The organism is Nocardioides sp. NPDC006303 (genome assembly GCF_040613175.1).
GTDB lineage: Bacteria > Actinomycetota > Actinomycetes > Propionibacteriales > Nocardioidaceae > Nocardioides.
Window position 1 is genome coordinate 39,717 of record NZ_JBEXRR010000035.1, and the last position, 19,637, is coordinate 59,353.

Annotated in this window: 15 protein-coding genes and 1 riboswitch; of the genes, 3 read left to right on the plus strand and 12 right to left on the minus strand. The window is 69.6% G+C overall.

The genetic code is table 11. The features are described from left to right. Positions 1 to 55: 55 nt before the first annotated feature. Positions 56 to 191: riboswitch (cobalamin riboswitch) on the minus strand. Positions 192 to 257: 66 nt separating this feature from the next. Next, the gene (locus tag ABZY89_RS22365) at positions 258 to 893 is read left to right on the plus strand and encodes a glycoside hydrolase family 19 protein (protein ID WP_355230738.1); all 636 of its coding nucleotides are present in this window, start codon (positions 258 to 260) and stop codon (positions 891 to 893) included. Between the two features lie 24 nt (positions 894 to 917). Here ABZY89_RS22365 and ABZY89_RS22370 read toward each other — a convergent pair whose 3' ends face one another. From ABZY89_RS22370 to ligA, 6 genes are all read right to left on the minus strand, one after another. Continuing rightward, positions 918 to 1,682, minus strand: coding sequence for an NYN domain-containing protein (locus ABZY89_RS22370; protein ID WP_355230740.1), 765 nt, complete (start codon positions 1,680 to 1,682; stop codon positions 918 to 920). A 130-nt stretch (positions 1,683 to 1,812) separates the two neighbouring features. Further along, the gene (gene gatB / locus ABZY89_RS22375) at positions 1,813 to 3,321 is read right to left on the minus strand and encodes an Asp-tRNA(Asn)/Glu-tRNA(Gln) amidotransferase subunit GatB (RefSeq protein ID WP_355230741.1); all 1,509 of its coding nucleotides are present in this window, start codon (positions 3,319 to 3,321) and stop codon (positions 1,813 to 1,815) included. After that, positions 3,318 to 4,814: an Asp-tRNA(Asn)/Glu-tRNA(Gln) amidotransferase subunit GatA gene (gene gatA / locus ABZY89_RS22380; RefSeq protein ID WP_355230743.1), complete on the minus strand. Its 1,497-nt coding sequence runs from the start codon at positions 4,812 to 4,814 to the stop codon at positions 3,318 to 3,320. Before gatA ends, gatB begins: the two co-directional genes overlap by 4 nt. Further along, positions 4,811 to 5,110 (minus strand): Asp-tRNA(Asn)/Glu-tRNA(Gln) amidotransferase subunit GatC, encoded by a 300-nt coding sequence (gatC, locus tag ABZY89_RS22385; protein ID WP_091049380.1) that lies wholly within the window; start codon positions 5,108 to 5,110, stop codon positions 4,811 to 4,813. Before gatC ends, gatA begins: the two co-directional genes overlap by 4 nt. Positions 5,111 to 5,176: 66 nt before the next feature. Then, a complete protein-coding gene (locus ABZY89_RS22390; protein WP_355230745.1) occupies positions 5,177 to 7,441 on the minus strand; it encodes a glycosyltransferase in 2,265 nt (754 codons plus the stop codon). Between the two features lie 25 nt (positions 7,442 to 7,466). Then, positions 7,467 to 9,572 carry an NAD-dependent DNA ligase LigA gene (gene ligA / locus ABZY89_RS22395; RefSeq protein WP_355230747.1) on the minus strand — a complete coding sequence of 702 codons (2,106 nt, stop codon included), beginning with the start codon at positions 9,570 to 9,572 and terminating at the stop codon, positions 7,467 to 7,469. Positions 9,573 to 9,817: 245 nt separating this feature from the next. Between ligA and ABZY89_RS22400 the strand changes: the two genes are divergently transcribed. Next, on the plus strand, positions 9,818 to 11,326 hold the full coding sequence (locus tag ABZY89_RS22400; RefSeq protein WP_355230749.1) for a hypothetical protein: 1,509 nt from the start codon (positions 9,818 to 9,820) through the stop codon (positions 11,324 to 11,326). Between the two features lie 6 nt (positions 11,327 to 11,332). Here ABZY89_RS22400 and ABZY89_RS22405 read toward each other — a convergent pair whose 3' ends face one another. The 4 genes from ABZY89_RS22405 to ABZY89_RS22420 are packed head-to-tail and all read right to left on the minus strand — an operon-like array spanning position 11,333 to position 15,754. Further along, complete coding sequence (locus ABZY89_RS22405; RefSeq protein ID WP_355230751.1) at positions 11,333 to 12,430, minus strand: hypothetical protein; 1,098 nt, start codon at positions 12,428 to 12,430, stop codon at positions 11,333 to 11,335. Between the two features lie 9 nt (positions 12,431 to 12,439). Then, positions 12,440 to 13,438: a methionine synthase gene (locus ABZY89_RS22410; RefSeq protein WP_355230753.1), complete on the minus strand. Its 999-nt coding sequence runs from the start codon at positions 13,436 to 13,438 to the stop codon at positions 12,440 to 12,442. After that, positions 13,435 to 14,535 (minus strand): tRNA 2-thiouridine(34) synthase MnmA, encoded by a 1,101-nt coding sequence (mnmA, locus tag ABZY89_RS22415; RefSeq protein WP_355230755.1) that lies wholly within the window; start codon positions 14,533 to 14,535, stop codon positions 13,435 to 13,437. Before mnmA ends, ABZY89_RS22410 begins: the two co-directional genes overlap by 4 nt. 25 nt (positions 14,536 to 14,560) lie before the next feature. Further along, a complete protein-coding gene (locus ABZY89_RS22420; protein ID WP_355230757.1) occupies positions 14,561 to 15,754 on the minus strand; it encodes a cysteine desulfurase family protein in 1,194 nt (397 codons plus the stop codon). A gap of 81 nt (positions 15,755 to 15,835) precedes the next feature. Here ABZY89_RS22420 and ppk2 point away from each other — a divergent pair, with 81 nt between their 5' ends. Further along, complete coding sequence (ppk2, locus tag ABZY89_RS22425; protein ID WP_355230759.1) at positions 15,836 to 16,726, plus strand: polyphosphate kinase 2; 891 nt, start codon at positions 15,836 to 15,838, stop codon at positions 16,724 to 16,726. Positions 16,727 to 16,730: 4 nt separating this feature from the next. Here ppk2 and ABZY89_RS22430 read toward each other — a convergent pair whose 3' ends face one another. Next, positions 16,731 to 17,546, minus strand: a complete 816-nt coding sequence (locus ABZY89_RS22430; RefSeq protein WP_355230761.1) for a phosphotransferase — start codon at positions 17,544 to 17,546, stop codon at positions 16,731 to 16,733. A 527-nt stretch (positions 17,547 to 18,073) separates the two neighbouring features. Further along, positions 18,074 to 19,336, minus strand: coding sequence for a DUF222 domain-containing protein (locus ABZY89_RS22435; protein ID WP_355230763.1), 1,263 nt, complete (start codon positions 19,334 to 19,336; stop codon positions 18,074 to 18,076). Between the last annotated feature and the right edge of the window lie 301 nt (positions 19,337 to 19,637).

Below are 19,637 nucleotides of genomic sequence, written 5' to 3' on the forward strand. Positions count from 1 at the left end.
GCGCTGTTCGTCGGGAAGGCCCAGGGCCGACCCGCTGCTTTCCACGACAGCGTCAGGTCAGTACGCGTCCGTCAGCGGGTGCTCCGGCTCGCCCAGGACATTCTCGGTGCCTGGGCCTACGGTTGCGGGTCAGCGCCGGGATTCGACCGGCTTCCCCCACCACGGCGTGTGTTGATTGAGGCTCTGCTATGCGGGGGCAATCCTATGCCTGGCGAGCCCTGCTTGCGGGATCGCCGCCGAGCAGTCACTCTGTCCCCATGCGCCACAGGATTCTCGGCCTTGTCGCAACCTCGATCACGGCCACCCTTCTCGCCCTCGCCTCGACCACGACGGCCGGTGCGGAGGAGGCGCGGACATCGGTCACGTACGCCGATCTGGTCGCCATGTTCGGCGAGAAGGTCGGTGACCGGAGCACCGTTGAGACCGGGCTGCCAAGCCTCAACCGCGCGATGGCCGATGCCGGGATCACCACCGCCTACCGGCAGGCGGCGTATCTGACCACGCTCGCCAACGAGAGCTCCTTCCACCACGACGCCAAGGGCCGCGACAAGCGGAAGTTCACCGGTCGCGGCTACATCCAGCTGACCGGCGAGGCCAACTACTCCGACGCCGGCGCCTACTTCGACATCGACCTGCGCCGCCGCCCCGAGCTCGCCCGGTCGCTGGACTACAGCGCGCCGATCTCGCGGTGGTACTGGACCGTCGCCCGCGACATCAACCCGCTCGCCGACGCCCTGGACATGGGCAAGGTCAACGCGGCGATCGGCTACCCCTCGAACAAGAAGGAGGACGCCGAGCGCTGCCGCGACTTCAAGGCCGCGCTGAAGCACCTCCACGGGTCGGTACCCAAGGGCGTCAGATGTGCTCGCCCGGCCACCGCGGAGACTCGTTAGCTGTGTTGTCCAGAGGGCCGTACGTCACTTCTTGGTGCGCTTGTCGCTGACCGCGATCGCCGAGGTGCCCTCGTCCTTGAGCTCGAAGAGGTCGATCGCCTTGATGAGCTTGGTCCACGTGGCGTACCCGTAGTTGCGCGGGTCCTCGGAGGACTGGTTGCGGATGCGGGAGACCACGGTGCCGACCAGTGCCCAGCCGTCGTCGTCGGCGGCCGCGGCGATGGAGTTGCGCAGCAGCTGGATCAGCCGGGCGTTGCGCTTCAGCGCCTGCCCGTTGGTCGCCGCGGACGACTGCTTGCGGGTGCGCGTGGTCCCGGGCTCGGTGTCGGCCTCGGTCTCCTCCTCGGAGCCGCCGAGCTTCTCCACCACGGTGAACCGGGTGCAGGCGCTCTTGAACGGCGCCGGCGTCTTCTCCCGACCGTAGCCGTAGACAGCGCGGCCCTTCTCCCGCAGGTAGTGCACCAGCGGCGTGAAGTCGGAGTCGGAGGAGACCAGTGCGAACGCGTCCGGGATCGCTGCGTGCAGCAGCTCGACGGCGTCGATCGCGAGCGCCATGTCGGAGGCGTTCTTGTGCGCGGTCAGGTCGAACTGCTGCATCGGCCTGATCGCGGCATCGTGCAGCTCCTCGATCCAGCCCTTGAGCTCGGACTTGGTCCAGTTGCCGTAGGCCCGCCGGATCGTCACCTCGCCGTACTCGGCCAGGTCGTTCAAGATGTCGTCGATCTTCGAGGCAGGCGCGTTGTCGGCGTCGATGAGCAGTGCGATGCGGAAGGGCTCGGTCTCGGTCACGCCGGACAGTCTGCCAGTGCACCCCATCGCCGAGTCGGCTCATCCTGACCAAAACCGACGCCGAGTCGGCGCGTCATGACGCGCCGACTCGGCGGAGTTTGTTGTCAGAACGAGCCGACTCGGTGTGGGGTCAGGAGAGCTTCTCCAGGATCAGCTCGCGGACGCGCTTGGCGTCGGCCTTGCCGCCGGTCGCCTTCATGACCGCGCCGATGAGCGCACCGGCTGCGGCCTGGTTGCCGCCGCGGATCTTCTCGGCGACAGCGGGCTGGGCGTCGATGGCTTCGTCCACAGCTGCGCCGAGCGCGCCGTCGTCGGAGACCACGGCGAGGCCACGGGCGTCGATGATCTCCGAAACCGTGCCCTCACCTGCGAGAAGACCCTCGAAGACCTGACGGGCCAGCTTGTCGGTCAGCGTCTTGGCGTCGACCAGCTTCTGCACCTCGGCGACCTGCACCGGGGTGACACCGAGCTCGGCGAGCTCGACGCCACGGTCGTTGGCGCTGCGGGAGAGCTCGGCCATCCACCACTTACGGGCGGCCTGTGCGGACGCTCCTTCGGCGACCGTCGCCTCGATCAGCGACAGAGCGCCGGCGGCCCAGACGTCGCGCATCTCCAGGTCGGAGTAGCCCCACTCGACCTGCAGGCGGGCCCGCTTGTCGGCGGTGCGCTCCGGCAGGCTCGCCCGCAGCTCCTCGACCCACTCGCGCGAGGGCGCGACCGGGACGAGGTCGGGCTCGGGGAAGTAGCGGTAGTCGTCGGCGTCCGACTTCGCCCGGCCCGCCGAGGTGGTGCCGGTGTCCTCGTGGAAGTGGCGGGTCTCCTGGAAGATCGCCTCCCCCGCGTCGAGGATCCCGGCGTGGCGCGACATCTCGAAACGTACGGCCCGCTCGACCGAGCGCAGCGAGTTGACGTTCTTCGTCTCGGTGCGCGTCCCCAAGGTCCCGGAGCCCTTGGGCGACAGCGACAGGTTGACGTCGCAGCGCATCGAGCCCTGGTCCATGCGTACGTCGGAGACACCCAGACCCAGCAGGATCTCGCGCAGCGCGGCGACGTAGGCCTTGGCCACCAGCGGCGCCTTGGCACCGGTGCCGAGGATCGGGCGGGTGACGATCTCGATCAGCGGGATGCCCGCACGGTTGTAGTCGACCAGCGAGTAGTCGGCGCCGTGGATGCGGCCGGTCGCGCCACCGATGTGGGTGGTCTTGCCGGTGTCCTCCTCCATGTGGGCGCGCTCGATCTCGACCCGGAAGATCTCCCCCTCGACCTCGACGTCGAGGTAGCCGTCGTAGACGATCGGCTCGTCGTACTGCGAGGTCTGGAAGTTCTTCGGCATGTCCGGGTAGAAGTAGTTCTTCCGGGCGAACCGGCACCACTCCGCGATCGAGCCGTTGAGCGCGAGACCGATCCGGATCGCGCTCTCGACCGCCTTGGCGTTCACGACCGGCATCGAGCCCGGCAGGCCGAGGCAGGTCGGGCAGACCTGGGAGTTGGGCTCGCCGCCGAACGTCGCCGGGCAGCCGCAGAACATCTTGGTGTTGGTGTTGAGCTCGACATGCACCTCGAGCCCGAAGGCCGGGTCGTAGCGCTCCAGCACCTCGTCGAAACCGACAAGACCCAAAGAATCAGGCACAGCGGTCATCGGGCCACCTCCAGCTTGTCGATCGAGAGCACCGGACCGATGGCGCCCTCGAGGGCGGCACCGACGCGGTAGAGACGGGCGTCCTCCAGGACCGGAGCCAGGAGCTGTACGCCGACGGGCAGCCCGTCCACGTCGGAGACCCCGGCCGGGACGGAGATGCCGGGCGTGCCGGCCAGGTTGGCCGGGATGGTGGCCAGGTCCTGCATGTACATCGCGAGCGGGTCGTCGAGCTTGGCGCCCAGCGGGAACGCGGTCGACGGGGAGGTCGGCGAGACCAGCACGTCGACCTGCTCGAAGGCCTTCTTGAAGTCCTCGATGATCAGCGTGCGGATCTTCTGCGCCTGACCGTAGTAGGCGTCGTAGTAGCCGCTGCTGAGCGCGTAGGTGCCGAGGATGATGCGGCGCTTGACCTCGTCGCCGAAGCCGGCGTCACGGGACGCCTTCATGACGTCCTCGGCCGACGGGTCGCCGTCGGGGGTGACCCGCAGGCCGTAACGCATCGCGTCGAACTTGGCCAGGTTGGAGGAGCACTCCGCCGGCAGGATCAGGTAGTAGGCCGCCATCGCGTGCTCGAAGCTCGGCGTGGAGACCTCGACGACGTCGGCACCCAGCTTGGTGAGCAGGTCGACGGACTCGTTGAACTTGCGCATCACGTCGGGCGCCCAGCCCTCGCCGGCGAGCTCCTTGATGACGCCGACCTTGACGCCCTTGAGGTCACCGGTCGCGCCGGCACGGGCGGCGTCGACGAGCCCGGTCACCGGGGTGGTCGTCGACGTGGAGTCGAGCGGGTCGTGGCCGCCGATGAGCTCGTGGAGGAGCGCCGAGTCGAGGACCGTGCGGGTCACCGGACCGACCTGGTCCAGCGAGTTGGCCAGGGCGACCAGGCCGTAGCGCGAGACCGACCCGTAGGTCGGCTTCACGCCGACGGTGCCGGTGACGGCGCCCGGCTGGCGGATCGAGCCGCCGGTGTCGGTTCCGAGCGCCAGCGGCGCCTCGAATGCGGCGACGGCTGCGGCCGAGCCACCACCGGAGCCGCCGGGGATCCGGTCGAGCTTCCACGGGTTCTTCGTCGGGCCGTACGCGGAGTGCTCGGTGGAGGAGCCCATCGCGAACTCGTCCATGTTGGTCTTGCCCAGGATCGGCAGACCGGCTGCCTTGATCTTCTTGACCACGGTCGCGTCGTAGGGCGGGACCCAGCCCTCGAGGATCTTGGAGCCGCAGGTCGTCGGCAGGCCGGTGGTGGTCAGCACGTCCTTGACCGCGATCGGCACGCCGTCGAGAGCGTGCAGCGCGTCGCCGTTGGCCCGGCGCGCGTCGGAGGCGGCGGCCTGGGACAGCGCGCCCTCGGCGTCGATGTGCAGGAAGGCGTGGACGTCGCCGTCGACCGCGGCGATCCGGTCGAGGTGGGCCTGGGTCAGCTCGACCGAGGTGGTCTCACCGGCGGCGAGGGAGTCGGCCAGCTCGGCGGCCGACTTCAGGATCAGGTCACTCACTGCTCGTCCCCCAGGATCCGCGGCACCGAGAATCGCTGCTCCTCGACGGCAGGCGCACCGGAGAGCGCCTGCTCGGGCGTCAGGCCGGGCACGACGACGTCCTCACGGAAGACGTTGGTCATCGGAAGCGGGTGGGAGGTGGCAGGCACGTCGTCGCCGGCAAGCCCCTGGATCGAGGCGACGGACTCGAGGATCACCTGAAGCTGCGGGGCAAGGTGATCGAGCTCGGCGTCGCTGAGGTCGATGCGGGCGAGGTCGGCCAGGTGCGCGACCTCGTCGCGGGTGATTTCTGGCATGCGCACATCCTAGGTGTCAGCGGCCCCAACTCTCATCTCGGCTGCGCCGAGGTGAGCAGATGACGCCTACTGCGCCTTGTTCGGGCCGCCACCGTTGGACGGCTTGTCGGTCGGCCTTCCCGCCGAGCTCGGCTGGGCGGGCGCCGGCTGGGTCGGATCGGCACCGCGAGTGGGATCGGGCGACGGGGTCGGGTCGGCGGCCTGGCTCGGCCGGGTGCTGGCCGTGGCGCCGGCCCCGCTCGATGACGGCTCCGGGGCCTGGGTCGGGTCCGCGGTCGGCTCCGGCGCCGGGCTCCGTGCGGGCGTGGGCCGGTCCTCCCGGTCGCGCGGCTTCTTCTCGAGCGCGCCGTGGACGTCGCCGACCTCGGGTACGTCCGGGCTGCCCACCGGCGCCGCGAGCGCGACCAGCCCGGCGAGCATCACTGAGCTGAAGGCCAGCACCAGTCCGCCGCGCCGAGCAGCGGGCGCCGCGGCGGCACTCCAGGCCCAGATCCGCTCGCGACGGCGCCGCAGGTCGGCGGGCAGGTCGCTGCGGATCGCCGCCCAGCTGTTGATCGGGGCCAGCGCGTAGCCGATCCCCTGGAAGGCGAGCAGCGCCGCGATGGCGAGCCCTGTGGCCCCGCCGAGTGCGCCGACCAGCACCGCCATGGCCAGGCAGACCACCGCGGCGAAGGTCTCCACCAGATTGCCCCGCACCACGTCCCGCACCCGCGGCTGCCCCTTGATCTTCGGCGTACGCAGGAAGGTGCCCTCACGCGAGACCAGCCCGAGCCAGGAGGCCCTCGCGACGGTCACCCCGAGCGCCAGCCACAGCCCGAAGGCACCGAGCGCGTCGCGCCAGGAGGCCCCGCTGCGTAGGCGGACCAGCGCGATCGAGCGGGCCGCGCCGAAGAGCACGAGCGCGACGGTGGCGAACAGGAGGAGCCCCGAGAGGCGGCGTACGACCAGTCCCCCGCCGAGCATCAGGTCGAGAGCGCCCGAGATCAGGAAGAAGGTGAACAGGGCTCCGGCGAGGTCGCCGAACCACTGCAGCCCGCCGACGAGGTAGGCCCAGCGCTGCGCCAAGGTCATCTGGTTGTCCTCGGTGCGACGCCCGGGCATCAGTGAGCGCCAGTGCATGCGCAGGATCTGGATGCCGCCGAAACACCACCGGAACCGCTGCTTCTTGAGCGTCTCGAAGGTCAGCGGCATCACGCCGCGGCCGTAGGAGCGGTCGACGTGCATGCCGTTGTAGCCCATCTTCAGCAGCCGCAGCGACAGCTCGGCGTCCTCGGTGATGCACCACTCGTCCCAGCCGCCGGACCGGACCAGAGCGGAGGCGCGGATCAGCCCCATGGTGCCGCCGAAGATGGCGCCGTTGCGCTCGTTGCGAGACACCTGGCTGACGTCGAAGAAGTAGCCGTAGGAGTGGTAGAGCCGGCGGAAGTACGCCGAGACGTCCCAGTCCCGGTAGTCCTGCGGCGTCTGCACGAAGGCAACCGACTCGTCGCTGAACAGCGGAGCGTTGTGGGCCAGGAAGTCAGGAGCGACGTGGTAGTCGGCGTCGACGATCCCGACGACCTCGGTGAGCGGGTTCATCCGGGCCAGCGCGTAGTTGAGCGCCCCCGACTTGAACCCCGGCCAGTTGGCCAGGTGGATGAAGGTGACCCCGTCGTACTGTTCGCAGAAGTCCTGCACCGGCCGCCACAGCGCGGGATCGTCGGTGTTGTTGTCGATGACCAGGATCTCGTACGCGTCGTAGTCAAGCTCGAGCATCCGCTCGAGGGTCTCGATGACCATCTCGGGCGGCTCGTTGTGGGTCGGGACGTGCAGGCTCACGAAGGGCCGGCCCCAGCCGGGATGGTGCTCGCCACGCGTCGGCCAGCCACGCCAGCGGCGCCGGGCGAGCACGTCGACCATCTCCCACAGGTAGCCCACACCGATCAGGAAGACGAAGACCTCCAGCAGCCACAGCACGCTCGACAGCGTCGTCGTCCACGCTCCGGGGTGGACCGTGACCGTCCACAGACCCACATAGGTCAGGTAGAGCAGACCCACGTCGATGGTGAGCGCCCAGGCGACCAGGCCGCGTACGTCCCAGTCCCGCGCCGCGGGCAGCCAGGCCAGCAGCGAGGCGCCGAGGACGACGCCGCCGATCGTGGCCCGGACGACGTCATGGCCGAGCAGCAGGCCGGCACCGAGGGCGACCACCGCGGTCAGGGCCGCCGCGAGGACCGCCGTGCCCGCGGAGAGCGAGCCGGCACGCGGCGTACGGATCGTGAACAGCAGCACGGTCGCCGGGACCAGAAGGACCGCGGCGACCGTGAGGAGTGGGGGAAGGGCCTCGAGCACGAGGCCACACTATGGGGGGTATTTTCTAGCCGAGTCCAGCGGGTCCGGCCTCCAGCAGAACCTTGAACGCCGCCTCGTCGAGGATCGGCAGACCGAGCTCCTCGGCCTTGGCGGCTTTGGAGCCCGCGCTCTCACCGACCACGACGTAGTCGGTCTTCTTCGAGACCGACCCCGCGGCCTTGCCGCCACGGCTGATGATCGCCTCCTTGGCGCCGTCGCGGGAGAAGTCATCCAACGACCCGGTGACCACGATGGTCAGGCCCTCGAGGGTGCGCGCCACCGACTCGTCGCGCTCGTCTTCGAGGGAGACTCCGGCCGTACGCCACTTCTCCACGATCTCCTGGTGCCAGTCGACCTGGCGCCACTCGACGATGGCCTCGGCGATGATCCCGCCGACGCCCTCGGTGGCGGCCAGCTCCTCCTGGGAGGCCGCCCAGATGGCGTCCAGCGAGCCGAACTCGGTGGCCAGCGCCCGGGCCGCGGACGGGCCGACGTGGCGGATGGACAGCGCGACCAGCACCCGCCACAGCGGGACCTGCTTGCGCTCCTCCAGGTTGCGCAGCAGTCCCAGCGCATTGGCGTTGAGCACCCGGTCGCCGGCCCCGGCCTCCTTCTCGGCCTTCTTCGCGGCCCGGGTGAAGAACGCCGTGGTGGCGAGCTTGGCCTCGTCGAGCGAGAAGATGTCGCCCTCGTTGGTGATCACCTCGGCGGCCAGCAGCGCGTCCGCCGCCTCGTAGCCCATCCCCTCGATGTCGAAGGCGCCTCGTCCGGAGGCGAAGAAGACCCGCTCCCGCACCTGGGCGGGGCAGCCGCGGTGGTTGGGGCAGCGCAGGTCCTTGTCGCCCTCCTTCTGCTCGGCGAGCGTGGTGCCGCACGCGGGGCACTCGGTGGGCATCACCCACTCCGGCAGCCCCTCGGGTCGCAGCGGCAGCACCGGGCCGAGGATCTCCGGGATCACGTCGCCGGCCTTGCGCAGGATGATGGTGTCACCGGGGCGTACGTCCTTCCGCTTCACCTCGTGGGCGTTGTGCAGCGTCGCGCGCTCGACGGTCGAGCCGGCGACCTTGGTCGGCTCCATGACGCCGAAGGGCGTGACCCGGCCGGTTCGGCCCACGCCGACGTCGATCGCGAGCAGCTTGGCGTTGACCTCCTCCGGCGGGTACTTGTAGGCGATCGCCCACCGTGGCGCGCGGCTGGTCGAGCCGAGGCGGCGCTGCAGCGAGATGTCGTCGACCTTGATCACGACACCGTCGATCTCGTGCTCGGTGACGTCGTGGCGGTGCTCGCCGAAGTAGCTGATGAACTCCTCGACCTCGGCGAGGCTCTTGAGCACCTTGACCCGCTTGGAGGTGGGCAGCCCCCATGCCTTCAGGGCGTCGTACGCATGCGACTGGGCCACCGGCTGGAAGCCCTGCCGGGCACCGATGCCGTGGCAGACCATCCCGAGCTCGCGGGTCGCCGTCACCCGCGGGTCCTTCTGGCGCAGCGAGCCGGCGGCGGAGTTGCGCGGGTTGGCGAACATCGGCTTGCCCGCGTCGACCAGGGAGGCGTTGAGCTTGTCGAAGGCCTCGATCGACAAGAAGACCTCGCCGCGCACCTCGACCAGGTCGGGCACCGGGAACTCGTCGGTGCCGGTCAGCCGGTGCGGGATGGACTTGATGGTGCGTACGTTCGGGGTGACGTCCTCGCCCGTGCGGCCGTCGCCGCGGGTCAGCGCGCGCACCAGGCGGCCCTTCTCGTAGAGCAGGTTGATCGCCAGGCCGTCGACCTTGAGCTCGCACAGCAGCTCGGCCTGGCCGGCGCCGTCCTTGGCGATCCGGGCATGCCAGCCGGCAAGCTCGTCGAACGAGAAGACGTTGTCGAGCGACTCCATCCGCTGCAGGTGGTCGACCGCGGTGAACTCCGTCGAGAACGTGCCACCGACCTTCTGGGTCGGCGAGTCGGGGGTGCGCAGCTCGGGGAACTGCTCCTCGAGCTCGTTGATCCGGCGCCACTTCTGGTCGAAGTCCGCGTCGGAGAGCGTCGGGTCGTCGAGCACGTAGTAGCGGTAGCGAGCGTCCTCGATCTGCTCGGCGAGCTCCTGGTGCTCGTTCTTCTGCTCAGGGCCGGCGTCGGTCACGTCATCGTTCACGGGCACCATCTTGCCTGGTCCCGCCGACAATTTCTGACGCCATACCCACCCGGGCGTTTTCGGCGTTTCATCGACCCGAACGACACTCAACCCCCTCAATATCGACGCAACCGATCAACACCTGGGTGACGCGGGTCACGACGGAGGGTAAAGAGCGCTACTTTCCTCCCCCGTCGGGAGAGGCGGGCCGACACCAACCCCCAAGTGACCGCCTTGTGAGGTCTGCAGTGGTATCTCGGGTCGTGGTGACGCTGCTGACGGCGCTTGCGCTTCTGCTGGCTCCGGTCGGCGCTACGCACGCGCTCGGACTGGGGAGCGTCTTCTCCGACGCCGAGGTCGAGGTGTCGATCATCGAGCAGTCCAAGGACGGCGTGGTCCTCAGTGTCCACGGCACCGACTACACCGGCAAGGATCCGGGCATCGAGATCGCGCTCAACCCGGTCGGCTACCGCGGATCGGGCACAAGAAGCACCTTCGTCAAGTCAGTCGTGATCAACCCCGACAACCCCGACGACTGGACCTACGCGTTCACTCTCGACGCCGCACAGGTCGCCGACCTCGACCCTGGCACCGACTACCAGATCATGACGATGCGTGGCGGTGGCCGCGACCTCTACGACTCTGCCGATTCGCGTGCGGTGGGCGTTCCCTTCGACTTCGATGCACTCACTCAGCCCAGCAGTTCGCCGACCCCAGAGGAGCCTTCGGACGACACGGGGTCCTCGGACGGCTCAGGCACGGGCTCGGGCACGGGCACGGGCTCGGGTGGCGGTACGTCCTCGGGCCGGACCACAGATGGCGACTCCGGCGACGGGGCCGGTGCCGGCTCCGAGAAGCCGACGAAGAAGGCGTCCAAGAAGCCCTGGACCGCACCCGAGGAGCCGCCGACGGCCAAGGGCCTGAAACTGACCGGCATCGACGACGCCTCCGTGGACGCCGAGGACGTGATCCGCGCCGAGGCCTCCGGCTTCAAGCCCAACGAGACCGGCATCAGGGTCGTCGTCTACTCGACCCCGCTGGTGCTCTCGACCAGCGTCAAGGCCAACGGTCGCGGCGTCGCGAAGTGGTCCGGCAGGCTTCCCAAGGACATCGGCCTCGGCAAGCACACCCTCACCTTCCAGGGCTCGGTGAACCGCGGGATCTCCTTCGTCGTGACCGGCACCCCGAGCGACGGCGAGTGCGTCCAGAGCGGCTGCGCCCCCAAGACAGAGGCCGTCAAGCTGGCCGCACCGGCCGAAGAGGGCGGCGTCGGCCCGCTCACCTGGATCATCGTGGCCTCGATGATCGTCCTCGCGCTCGTGGCCAGTGCCGTCGCGATGCTCTCCGGACGTCGCAGGCGCGAGCAGGAGTGGGACGAGCCGGGCTACGCCCAGTCGCCGCGGTACCCCGCTGACCCGCGACAGGCATCGGGACCCTACCCGGCCCACTCTCACCAGCAGCCCCATCCCCGGTCCGAGCCGCCGCTCCCGCGCCGGCTACCTGAGGGCCAGGAGCCGATCCGGCGCCAGCCAGGTCCGCGTCAGCAGGGTCCGCGCCAGCCAGGCCCGCGCCAGCCCGATCCTCGTCAGCCCGTCCCGCGTCAGCCGAGCCACCGTCAGCCGGGTCCCCAGCACCTGGAACCGCAGCACGCGGCTCCCCAGCAGCAGCCCGCTCATCGCCAGCCGCGTCCGCCCGAGTCGTTCGCACCGCCGAGCCAGCGAGGTCAGGCCTACGACAGCCCGACCTACGAGGGCCAGCGGGTCGCCGGACGCTGAGCGCGCTCAGCCGACCAGCGACTCACCCCGACTGGCGGTCTCGGCCGAGACCGTCGGCCACAGCGTCTCCAACGCCACCTCGAGCCCGGACAGGACCGGGTCGAGGTCGTCACCGGGGAACGGTGCGGGCGCCTGCTGGCGTACGACCGCACAGAAGGCGGGCAACTCGCCCTCCGCCTCGTGGCAGCGGACGGTCTCGGCCGACCCGTCGGTCCAGCCGTCGTAGCCGTCGGTGTCGCCCTTGGAGCAAGTGAGGGTCGTGGGGCACTTCCGCTTCGCGGCGGGCAGGTTCGGCGCGTGGACCGCGGTGACGGTGCCGCCGCCGGGGGTGGTGCCGACGACGCCGAAGGCACCCTTGCCGTAGGCCGAGACGTCGGCCTTCTCGAAGGAGTCGATGTCGGCGTACGCCTTGGTCTCGAGCAGTCCCGCCGCGATCGCGCCGGCGGTCAGCGCGACCTCGTCGGTGCCGTTGGCGCCTTCCGAGGGAAAGCCGCTGACCTGTGCCTTCGTCATCTTCATGGTCGTCTTCGTGCCGAGGCGCGGGTCGGTGACCAGTGCGACGAGATCGTCCACGCTCACCTCGAGATCGAGCTTGCGCGGGTCGCCGGTGATCTTCTCGCCGACGTACGCGGCCCGGCGCTCCTCTCCCCCGGACGCATGGGAGACCATCAGCTGACCGGGGGTGCCGTCGTCGGTGGCGAGGTCCCAGGCGACAGTCGCCGTGCCGGTCTCGGCCTTCACCTCGACACAGTCCGACATGCCGTCGTGGCACCAGGTCGAGAGCAGGTCGTCGTCGACCGCGCCGGCCTTGACCTCCAACGAGTGGTCGGCTCCCCACAGAAGCACGGTGCCGACCTCGTCCTGCTCGAAGTAGAGGTCGCCGCCCTCGAACGCCTCCGCCTGGACGGGCACGCGCTGGAGCGTGATCGCCGCGATCGCCTCGGGGGTCGCAGGCTGGTTGCCGGGCCTCAGATCGGCCGGGTCGATGCTCGCTGCTTGCGTCGGCCTGGGCTTCTCGTCCGCGTCGTCCGCCTGGCGCACCTCGTTGCCACAGCCAACGAGCAGAAGAGCCGCGGCCAGAAGTGCCGTCCCCCGTTTTTGCATGGGGGAAATCTACGCCAGGTGACGCGCGCTTTCGGTGAGGATTCGCAGGACGGTGCGAGCCCATCGCCCATCGGCGCCGGCGAGGCCGCACGCGGGCGTCAGGACGATGTCGTGCGCGGTATCCAGCCCGAGCATGTCGAGCCAGCGCTCCACGGTCTCGGTGACCGACTTGTCGGTGGGCGCGGCACCCGCGGGAGCGATCGCGGGGACCACGCCGAGCGCGACCGTGTCGCCCGCCTCCAAGGCCGTCGCAAGGTCGTCGTGGTCGGCGGCGGTGAGCTGGGTCAGATCGACGCTGATCCCCGTCGCCCCGGCGTTGCGGAGCAGGCCCAGCGGGGTCCCGGGTGCGCACGAGTGCACCCACGGGATCGCGCCCTCCTCGGCGATCGCGCCGAGCACCCACTCGAGCGCCTGGGACGCCTCGGGGAGGTCGATGCTGCGGTGCTTGCCGAACCCCGAGGCGGTCGGCACCTGGGCGTTGAGCACGGCGCTCAGCGCCGGTTCGTCGACCTGGACGACCAGCGTGTCCGCGCCCGGGAGGCGGCGGCGTACGTCACGGATGTGGGTGCGTACGCCGTCGGCGAGCGCCTGCGCCAGGTCACGCCGGGCGCCGTGGTCGGCGAGCAACTTGTCACCGCGCGGCCGCTCGACGGTTGCGGCGAGGGTCCAGGGTCCGGCGACCTGGATCTTGAACGCACCGCCGCCCGAGGTGAGCGGAGAGTCCTGGACCAGCTCCTCGACGGTGTCGAGGTCTTGGGCGAGCAGGCTGCGGGCGCGCCGGTGGTCGACCCCGGAGGAGCCGGAGGTGCCGGTCAGCCGCCAGCCCGCGGGCTGCAGGTCGGCGTCGAGCCCCTCGAGGACCGCCAGCGCCCGGCCGGTCATATTCGCGATCGCGCCGCGCGCCGGCAGCTCGGGAAGGTGCGGCAGGTCGGTGAGCTCGCCGAGCAGGACGCGGCAGGCCTCTGCGTAGTCCTCACCCGGTAGCGACCCGACTCCGGTAGCTCTCACGCGAGAGCCACCCGCCGGGTCGTGGAGATCGTGACCGAGCCGACGACACGGGTGCCGTCGTAGATGACTGCGGCCTGGCCAGGCGCGATGCCGTAGGCGGGGTCGAGCAGCTCGATCTCGGCTCCCTCGGGGACCACGGTCACCCGCGCACGGTGCTCATCGCCGTGCGCGCGCAGCTGAACGGTGCCCTCGAGGACGCCCTCAGGCGCACGCCCGGCCCACCGCGGCCGGATCCCGGAGAGGCCGTCGACGGCCAGGTGCTCCCGGGGCCCGACCGTGACGGTGCCGGAGACCGGCTCGATGTCGAGCACGAACCGCGGCTTCCCGTCGGGCGCGGGCTTGCCGAGGCGGAGGCCCTTGCGCTGCCCGATCGTGTAGGCGTACGTCCCCTGGTGCTCACCGAGGACCTCACCGGTCTCGTCGACGATGGGACCGGATTCGTTGGGGGCCCGGTCGCCCAGCTTCTCGCGCAGCCAGCCGGCGTTGTCGCCGTCGGCGACGAAGCAGATGTCGTGGGAGTCGGGCTTGTCGGCGACGAGCAGGCCACGGCGAGCGGCCTCCTCACGCACCAGCGGCTTGGGGGTGTCGCCGAGCGGGAACAGCGAGTGCTCGAGCTGGGCTTGGTCGAGCACTCCGAGCACGTAGGACTGGTCCTTGCCAGCGTCGACGGCGCGGTGAAGCTCGACGAGGCCGTCGGCGCCTGTGCGAAGCGTCGCGTAGTGGCCGGTCGCGACGGCGTCGAAGCCGAGCGCGAGCGCCCGGTCCAGCACGGCGGCGAACTTGATCTTCTCGTTGCAGCGCAGGCAGGGGTTGGGGGTGCGCCCCTCGGCGTACTCCGACATGAAGTCCTCGACCACGTCCTCGTGGAAGCGGTCAGAGAGGTCCCAGACGTAGAACGGGATCCCGATCACGTCCGCGGCACGGCGGGCGTCGTTGGAGTCCTCGATCGTGCAGCACCCGCGGGCGCCGGTGCGGTAGGACGCCGGGTTGCGCGAGAGCGCCAGGTGGACGCCGGTGACGTCGTGGCCCGCCTCCTTCGCGCGGGCGGCGGCGACGGCGGAGTCCACTCCCCCGGACATGGCGGCGACGACTCTCATCCCCGTTCCCATCAGCAGAGTCCCATCAGCGCTGCAACCCCGCAGCCCGGCCGCGCTCGACCGCAGGCCCGATGGCCGCGACCAGCCGGTCCACGTCCTCGGCCGTCGTGGTGTGCCCGAGCGAGAAGCGCAGCGAGGAGCGCGCCTGCTCGTCCGACTGGCCCATGGCCAGGAGCACGTGAGAGGCCTGAGGTACGCCGGCCGAGCAGGCCGCACCGGTCGAGCACTCGACCCCAGCGGCGTCGAGCAGCATCAGCAGCGAGTCGCCCTCGCACCCGGGGAACGCGATCTGGGCGTTGTTGGGCAGCCGGTGGCGGCCGAGCGGCGCGAGGGCCGGGCCGTTGAGGTGGGAGTCCGGCACGACCGCCAGCACCTGCTCGACCAGCTGGTCGCGCAGGGTGCCGACCCTGGTCGCGTACGCCTCCTGCTCCTTGACCGCGAGCTCGACGGCGGCCGCGAAGCCGACGATGGCCGCGGTCGCATGGGTGCCGCTGCGTACGTCTCGCTCCTGGCCGCCGCCGTGGACGAGCGCGGTCAGCTCGAGCTCGCGGCGCACGACGAGCGCTCCGGCGCCCACCGGGCCACCGAGCTTGTGGCCGGTCACGGAGAGCGCGTCGACGCCGCTGGTCGCGAAGTCGACCGGCACCGCGCCGACCGCCTGGACGGCGTCGGAGTGGACCGGGATGCCGTACTCGGAGGCGATCTCGGCGATCTCGGCGACGGGCTGCAGCGTGCCGACCTCGTTGTTGGCCCACATCACCGAGATGAGCGCCACCGAGGCGGGGTCGCGCTCGATGGCCTCCTTCATCGCGGCGAGGTCGATGCGGCCGGTCGTGTCACACGGGACGAGCTCGACCTGTGCTCCCTCGGTCGACTCCAGCCAGTGCAGCGGGTCGAGCACGGCGTGGTGCTCGACGGTGGAGGCCAGGATGCGGGTGCGGGCAGGGTCCTGGCCGCGGCGGGCCCAGTAGGCCCCCTTGAGCGCCAGGTTGTCCGCCTCGGTGCCACCGGAGGTGAAGACGACCTCACCCGGCCGGGACCCGAGCGCCGCCGCGATCCGTTCTCGCGACTCCTCCAGCACCCGGCGCGCACGGCGCCCCGATGCGTGCAGCGAGCTCGCGTTGCCGACCAGCGCCAGCTCCGCGGTCATCGCCTCGATCGCCGCCGGGGCCATGGGAGTGGTGGCGGCGTGGTCCAGATAGACGGTCCGGGCATTCATCGTCTACCAAGGTTACGGCCCGATGGCGATGCTTGCTGAAACGTCGACGCCCGTTCACCTCCCCTGCCTATGGTCGTGTGCATGTCCCAGGGATTCCGCGAGTACATCGACAACCTGATCATCGAGGGTCACACGATCGGCGAGGATCACGATGACGACCCCGTACTCCTGGGCCCGGCCGGCAAGGCCGTCGACACCTGGCGCGAGAACTATCCCTACACCGAGCGGATCGCCCGGGAGGTCTACGACGAGCAGAAGTACCTTCTCCAGGTCGAGCTGCTGAAGTTCCAGCGCTGGAACGACCGCGTCGGCGGCAAGCACGTGCTGATCTTCGAAGGCCGGGACGCGGCCGGCAAGGGCGGCACGATCAAGCGGTTCATGGAGCACCTCAACCCTCGCTACGCCCGCACGGTCGCGCTGTCCAAGCCGTCGGACCGCGAGTCGCAGCAGTGGTTCTTCCAGCGGTACGTCCAGCACCTGCCCACCGCCGGTGAGATGGTCCTCTTCGACCGGTCCTGGTACAACCGCGCCGGCGTCGAGCGGGTCATGGGCTTCGCCTCCGACGACCAGTACGAGCAGTTCATGCACCAGGTGCCGCTCTTCGAGCAGATGCTCGTCGACTCGGGCATCACGCTCACGAAGTTCTGGTTCTCCGTCGGGCGCTCGGAGCAGCGGACCCGCTTCATCATCCGCCAGATCGACCCGGTACGGCAGTGGAAGCTCTCCCCCATCGACGTGCAGTCGCTGGACAAGTGGGACTCCTACACAGCCGCCAAGGAGGAGATGTTCCGCCGCACCGACACCGATTGGGCGCCCTGGACCACGATCCGCTCCAACGACAAGAAGCGCGCCCGGCTCAATGCGATGCGCTACTTCCTCGCCCACCACGACTACGACGAGAAGGACCCCGAAGTCGTCGGCACCCCCGATCACCTCATCGTCCAGCGCGGCATCGACGCCGTCGGCGACTGAAGGATCAGCCCGGCCACCGGATGCGCGCCAGTTGCGCCTCGACGCCGTCCTCGAGCGAGCCGGCGTCGTCCTTCTCCAACGGAAGAACCGACTCGTACGCCGCCACGAACGCCCCGCGCACGTCGGCCGGTGTCGGACGCCAGCGGTGATAGCGCGTGCCGAGCAGGACGGCGGCCTGAGCGAGGTCGTCCACCCGGCGGCGGTACGTCGCCTCCTCCAGATCCAGGACCGCCGCGATCTTGCCTCCTGACCAGATGATGTTGGCCGACCTGAAGTCGTTGCCGACCAGCTGGGCGCCGGGTGCCGGCGGCTGGTCGGTGGGGATCCGCTCCGGGTATTCGGCCATCGCGGCGTGCATCCTCGCGAGCATCTCGCCCGCAGCCCTGACCTGCTCGGGATCGGTGATGTCCAGCAGCTCACCATCGACCACCCGCTGCAGCCCGAGCGAGAACCCGTCGACCTCCACCTGGACTCTGCCACCCCGAGCCGCCTGCGGCATCGACACAGGTATCCCACGCTCCCCCAGCCACACCGTGAGCCGTGCGATCGCCGCCAAGCGCGCAAACACGCGTGGCCGCATCGACCACTTGGCGATCATCCGACAGCCGTCGACGGTGATCCACGCCAGGCAGTTAGCGTCGCTGATCACCAGCCGCTCACACGCGACCACCTTCAGCCCCCAGTGCTCGGCCAGCGCTCCGGCCACCCAGTCCGTCGCCTCGGCCGCGGAGGCGAAGCCGAACCGCTCGGTGAGCGCAGCCTCTGGATCGGCCGACTCCCAGAGCATGCTGATCTTCGTCAGTTCTTCGGCTTCGGTCATGGGTCGCAGTCAAGCAGTTGGGGTGTGGGCGTTGTGTTGCGTGGTGCTCGATCTCGGATGGCTTGGCCGCCGACCCGTAACGGAGGGTGTTCTCGCTGTATATCGGGTCGGCGGCGGGGTTTGGCGCGGATTCCATGGGTTACGTACGGGCTTGGGAATCCGGGCCGGTGACTCCTGGCGAGGTGAAGGTCTGCCCGTGCTTTTACAAGACGATGACACCTTGTGAACGCTTCACAAGCAGGGCCAGGGATATGGGCGTCGACGACGCCGGCCGTGGCAGACGCTGCCGCCTCATCTGGCTGCTGACCACGTCGGTCCCGGACCGCTGGCACAGGCGCAGGGGTTGCCATCAGTTGGCCGACGAGCATGCGACCGAGCTGGACACACGATGCCCTTGTCGTCGCCGTCGTCCGAGGATGCTGCCGTGGCATGACACGACGGCGCGGGAGGACGTGGATCAGCGCGCGTCGCCTAGCGGGCTCGGATGAATACGGCACCGCAGCGCCGGCCGCCACGGATCAGCCGGTTCAGGTACGCCGAGTGAACCGGATCCGGCCGCTCGGCAGTCGCTCATAGCCGTAGTTGGGGTCATGGATACGGCGATGATCACTCGCACACAACAAGACCATGTTCGCCAGGTCGGTTCGGCCGCCTTCGGACCACGGTTTCAAGTGATGGGCCTCGGTCCAGGCCGCTGGGGCGTCGCAGTCTTCGGCCTGGCAACACTTATCGCGTAGCCGGAGGGCTCGGTGTTGGATCGGATACGCCAACCGTGCCGTGCGACCGAAGTCGAGGATCTCAGAATCGGTGCCCAGCACCACCGGGACCAGGTCTGCGTTGCACGCCATCCGGCGAGCCTCGGCGGCAGTGATCTTCTCGCCATCGAACCCCAACGCCGCGGTGCCGAGGTCCTTGCGGAGATCCTCCACGTTCATCGTGATGAACACCGTGGTCCCGTGGCCGCCGTGCCTGGGGAGTTGGTCGACGTCGTAGGTCTCGACCACCCGGGCAAACGCCTGACCCAGCAGACGGTCATACGGTGCCTTGCGGCCCTTGTCCTCGGCCGAGAGCTTCCTCGGCTGCGCCAGCGAGTCCAGCAGGGTCCGCAGCCTCATCCCGACCGCACGGGAAACACGAGCGTGGATGTCGACGGTGCCGTCGCCGTTGTCGCGGGAGGAGAAGAAGGTACGCCGCCGGGCGTGCTCCTCCTCGCGCTGGAGGGCCTTGGCCTCAGCCTGCTCGAACCGTTCAGGGTCGATCTCGGCGAGGATCCGTCGCCCCACGATCTTCAACTCGTTCGCCGTCAGGCTGGTTGCGTAGTCGACCAGGAGCTTCTCCGCGAGGACCAGGTCCTCGCCGCTGGCAGCCGGATCGGTCTCGATGGCGTCGAGGGCCTGGGTGATCACCCGGGCCTTGTCCTGGGACACGATGCCTTCGGCGAGACCGCCGGCGACGAGGTCGTACTTCGCGACACCTGCGGCGAGTTTGATCTGCGAGCGTGCCACGCCCTTGTCGACGAGGAGCTCGGTCCGCATCCACCCAGAGGCATCCTTGGCGCCGGTCTCCTCGGCGATATCACCGGCCGTGGCGAGCACCCGCAGCTTCAACGCAGCTTGCTGGGCCTGGAGCTTCTCCAGCCGCTCGAGGAGGTCTTTCTTCTGCCCGGTCCGCCAATACGCGGGATCGGTGGCCAACAGGTCTTGAAGGGCGGTCTCGATGGTCGTCAAGGCTGCGTCGATCGCGTCCCCGGGGTTGGTGTCCCAGGGGTTGATCTCGCGGCCGAGACTCATCGCATACCCTTCCCTTCAGAGGTGTGTTGTGATGGGTCTGATTCTACGCTTCCCGACCTCCTCTGGCCATCTATTTTCCCAGGTCAACCACCATTTTCGCGGTGAGCGAACGGCCTAGCATCTGTGGATGGTAAGTGGCCCGAAGGGCCACCCTCACGTCGTTCAACGCCAACTCAACGCGCAAGATCTTCTCCGCGCCACACCCGGGCCGCCGCCCCGATAGCCAGCCAAATCTTTTCTCGACGGGCCCCGGTGTCAAGGACCGCGAAGCGGCCGGCGAAGCCGGCGGCCGAAGGCCGTC

Excerpts from the sequence above, each read along its gene's own strand:
- ABZY89_RS22365 (WP_355230738.1), top strand. The coding sequence starts at position 258 with ATGCGCCACAGGATTCTCGGCCTTGTCGCAACCTCGATCACGGCCACC.
- gatB (WP_355230741.1), bottom strand. The coding sequence starts at position 3,321 with ATGACCGCTGTGCCTGATTCTTTGGGTCTTGTCGGTTTCGACGAGGTG.
- gatC (WP_091049380.1), bottom strand. The coding sequence starts at position 5,110 with ATGCCAGAAATCACCCGCGACGAGGTCGCGCACCTGGCCGACCTCGCC.
- ABZY89_RS22405 (WP_355230751.1), bottom strand. The coding sequence starts at position 12,430 with ATGCAAAAACGGGGGACGGCACTTCTGGCCGCGGCTCTTCTGCTCGTT.
- mnmA (WP_355230755.1), bottom strand. The coding sequence starts at position 14,535 with ATGAGAGTCGTCGCCGCCATGTCCGGGGGAGTGGACTCCGCCGTCGCC.
- ABZY89_RS22420 (WP_355230757.1), bottom strand. The coding sequence starts at position 15,754 with ATGAATGCCCGGACCGTCTATCTGGACCACGCCGCCACCACTCCCATG.
- ppk2 (WP_355230759.1), top strand. The coding sequence starts at position 15,836 with ATGTCCCAGGGATTCCGCGAGTACATCGACAACCTGATCATCGAGGGT.
- ABZY89_RS22430 (WP_355230761.1), bottom strand. The coding sequence starts at position 17,546 with ATGACCGAAGCCGAAGAACTGACGAAGATCAGCATGCTCTGGGAGTCG.
- ABZY89_RS22435 (WP_355230763.1), bottom strand. The coding sequence starts at position 19,336 with ATGAGTCTCGGCCGCGAGATCAACCCCTGGGACACCAACCCCGGGGAC.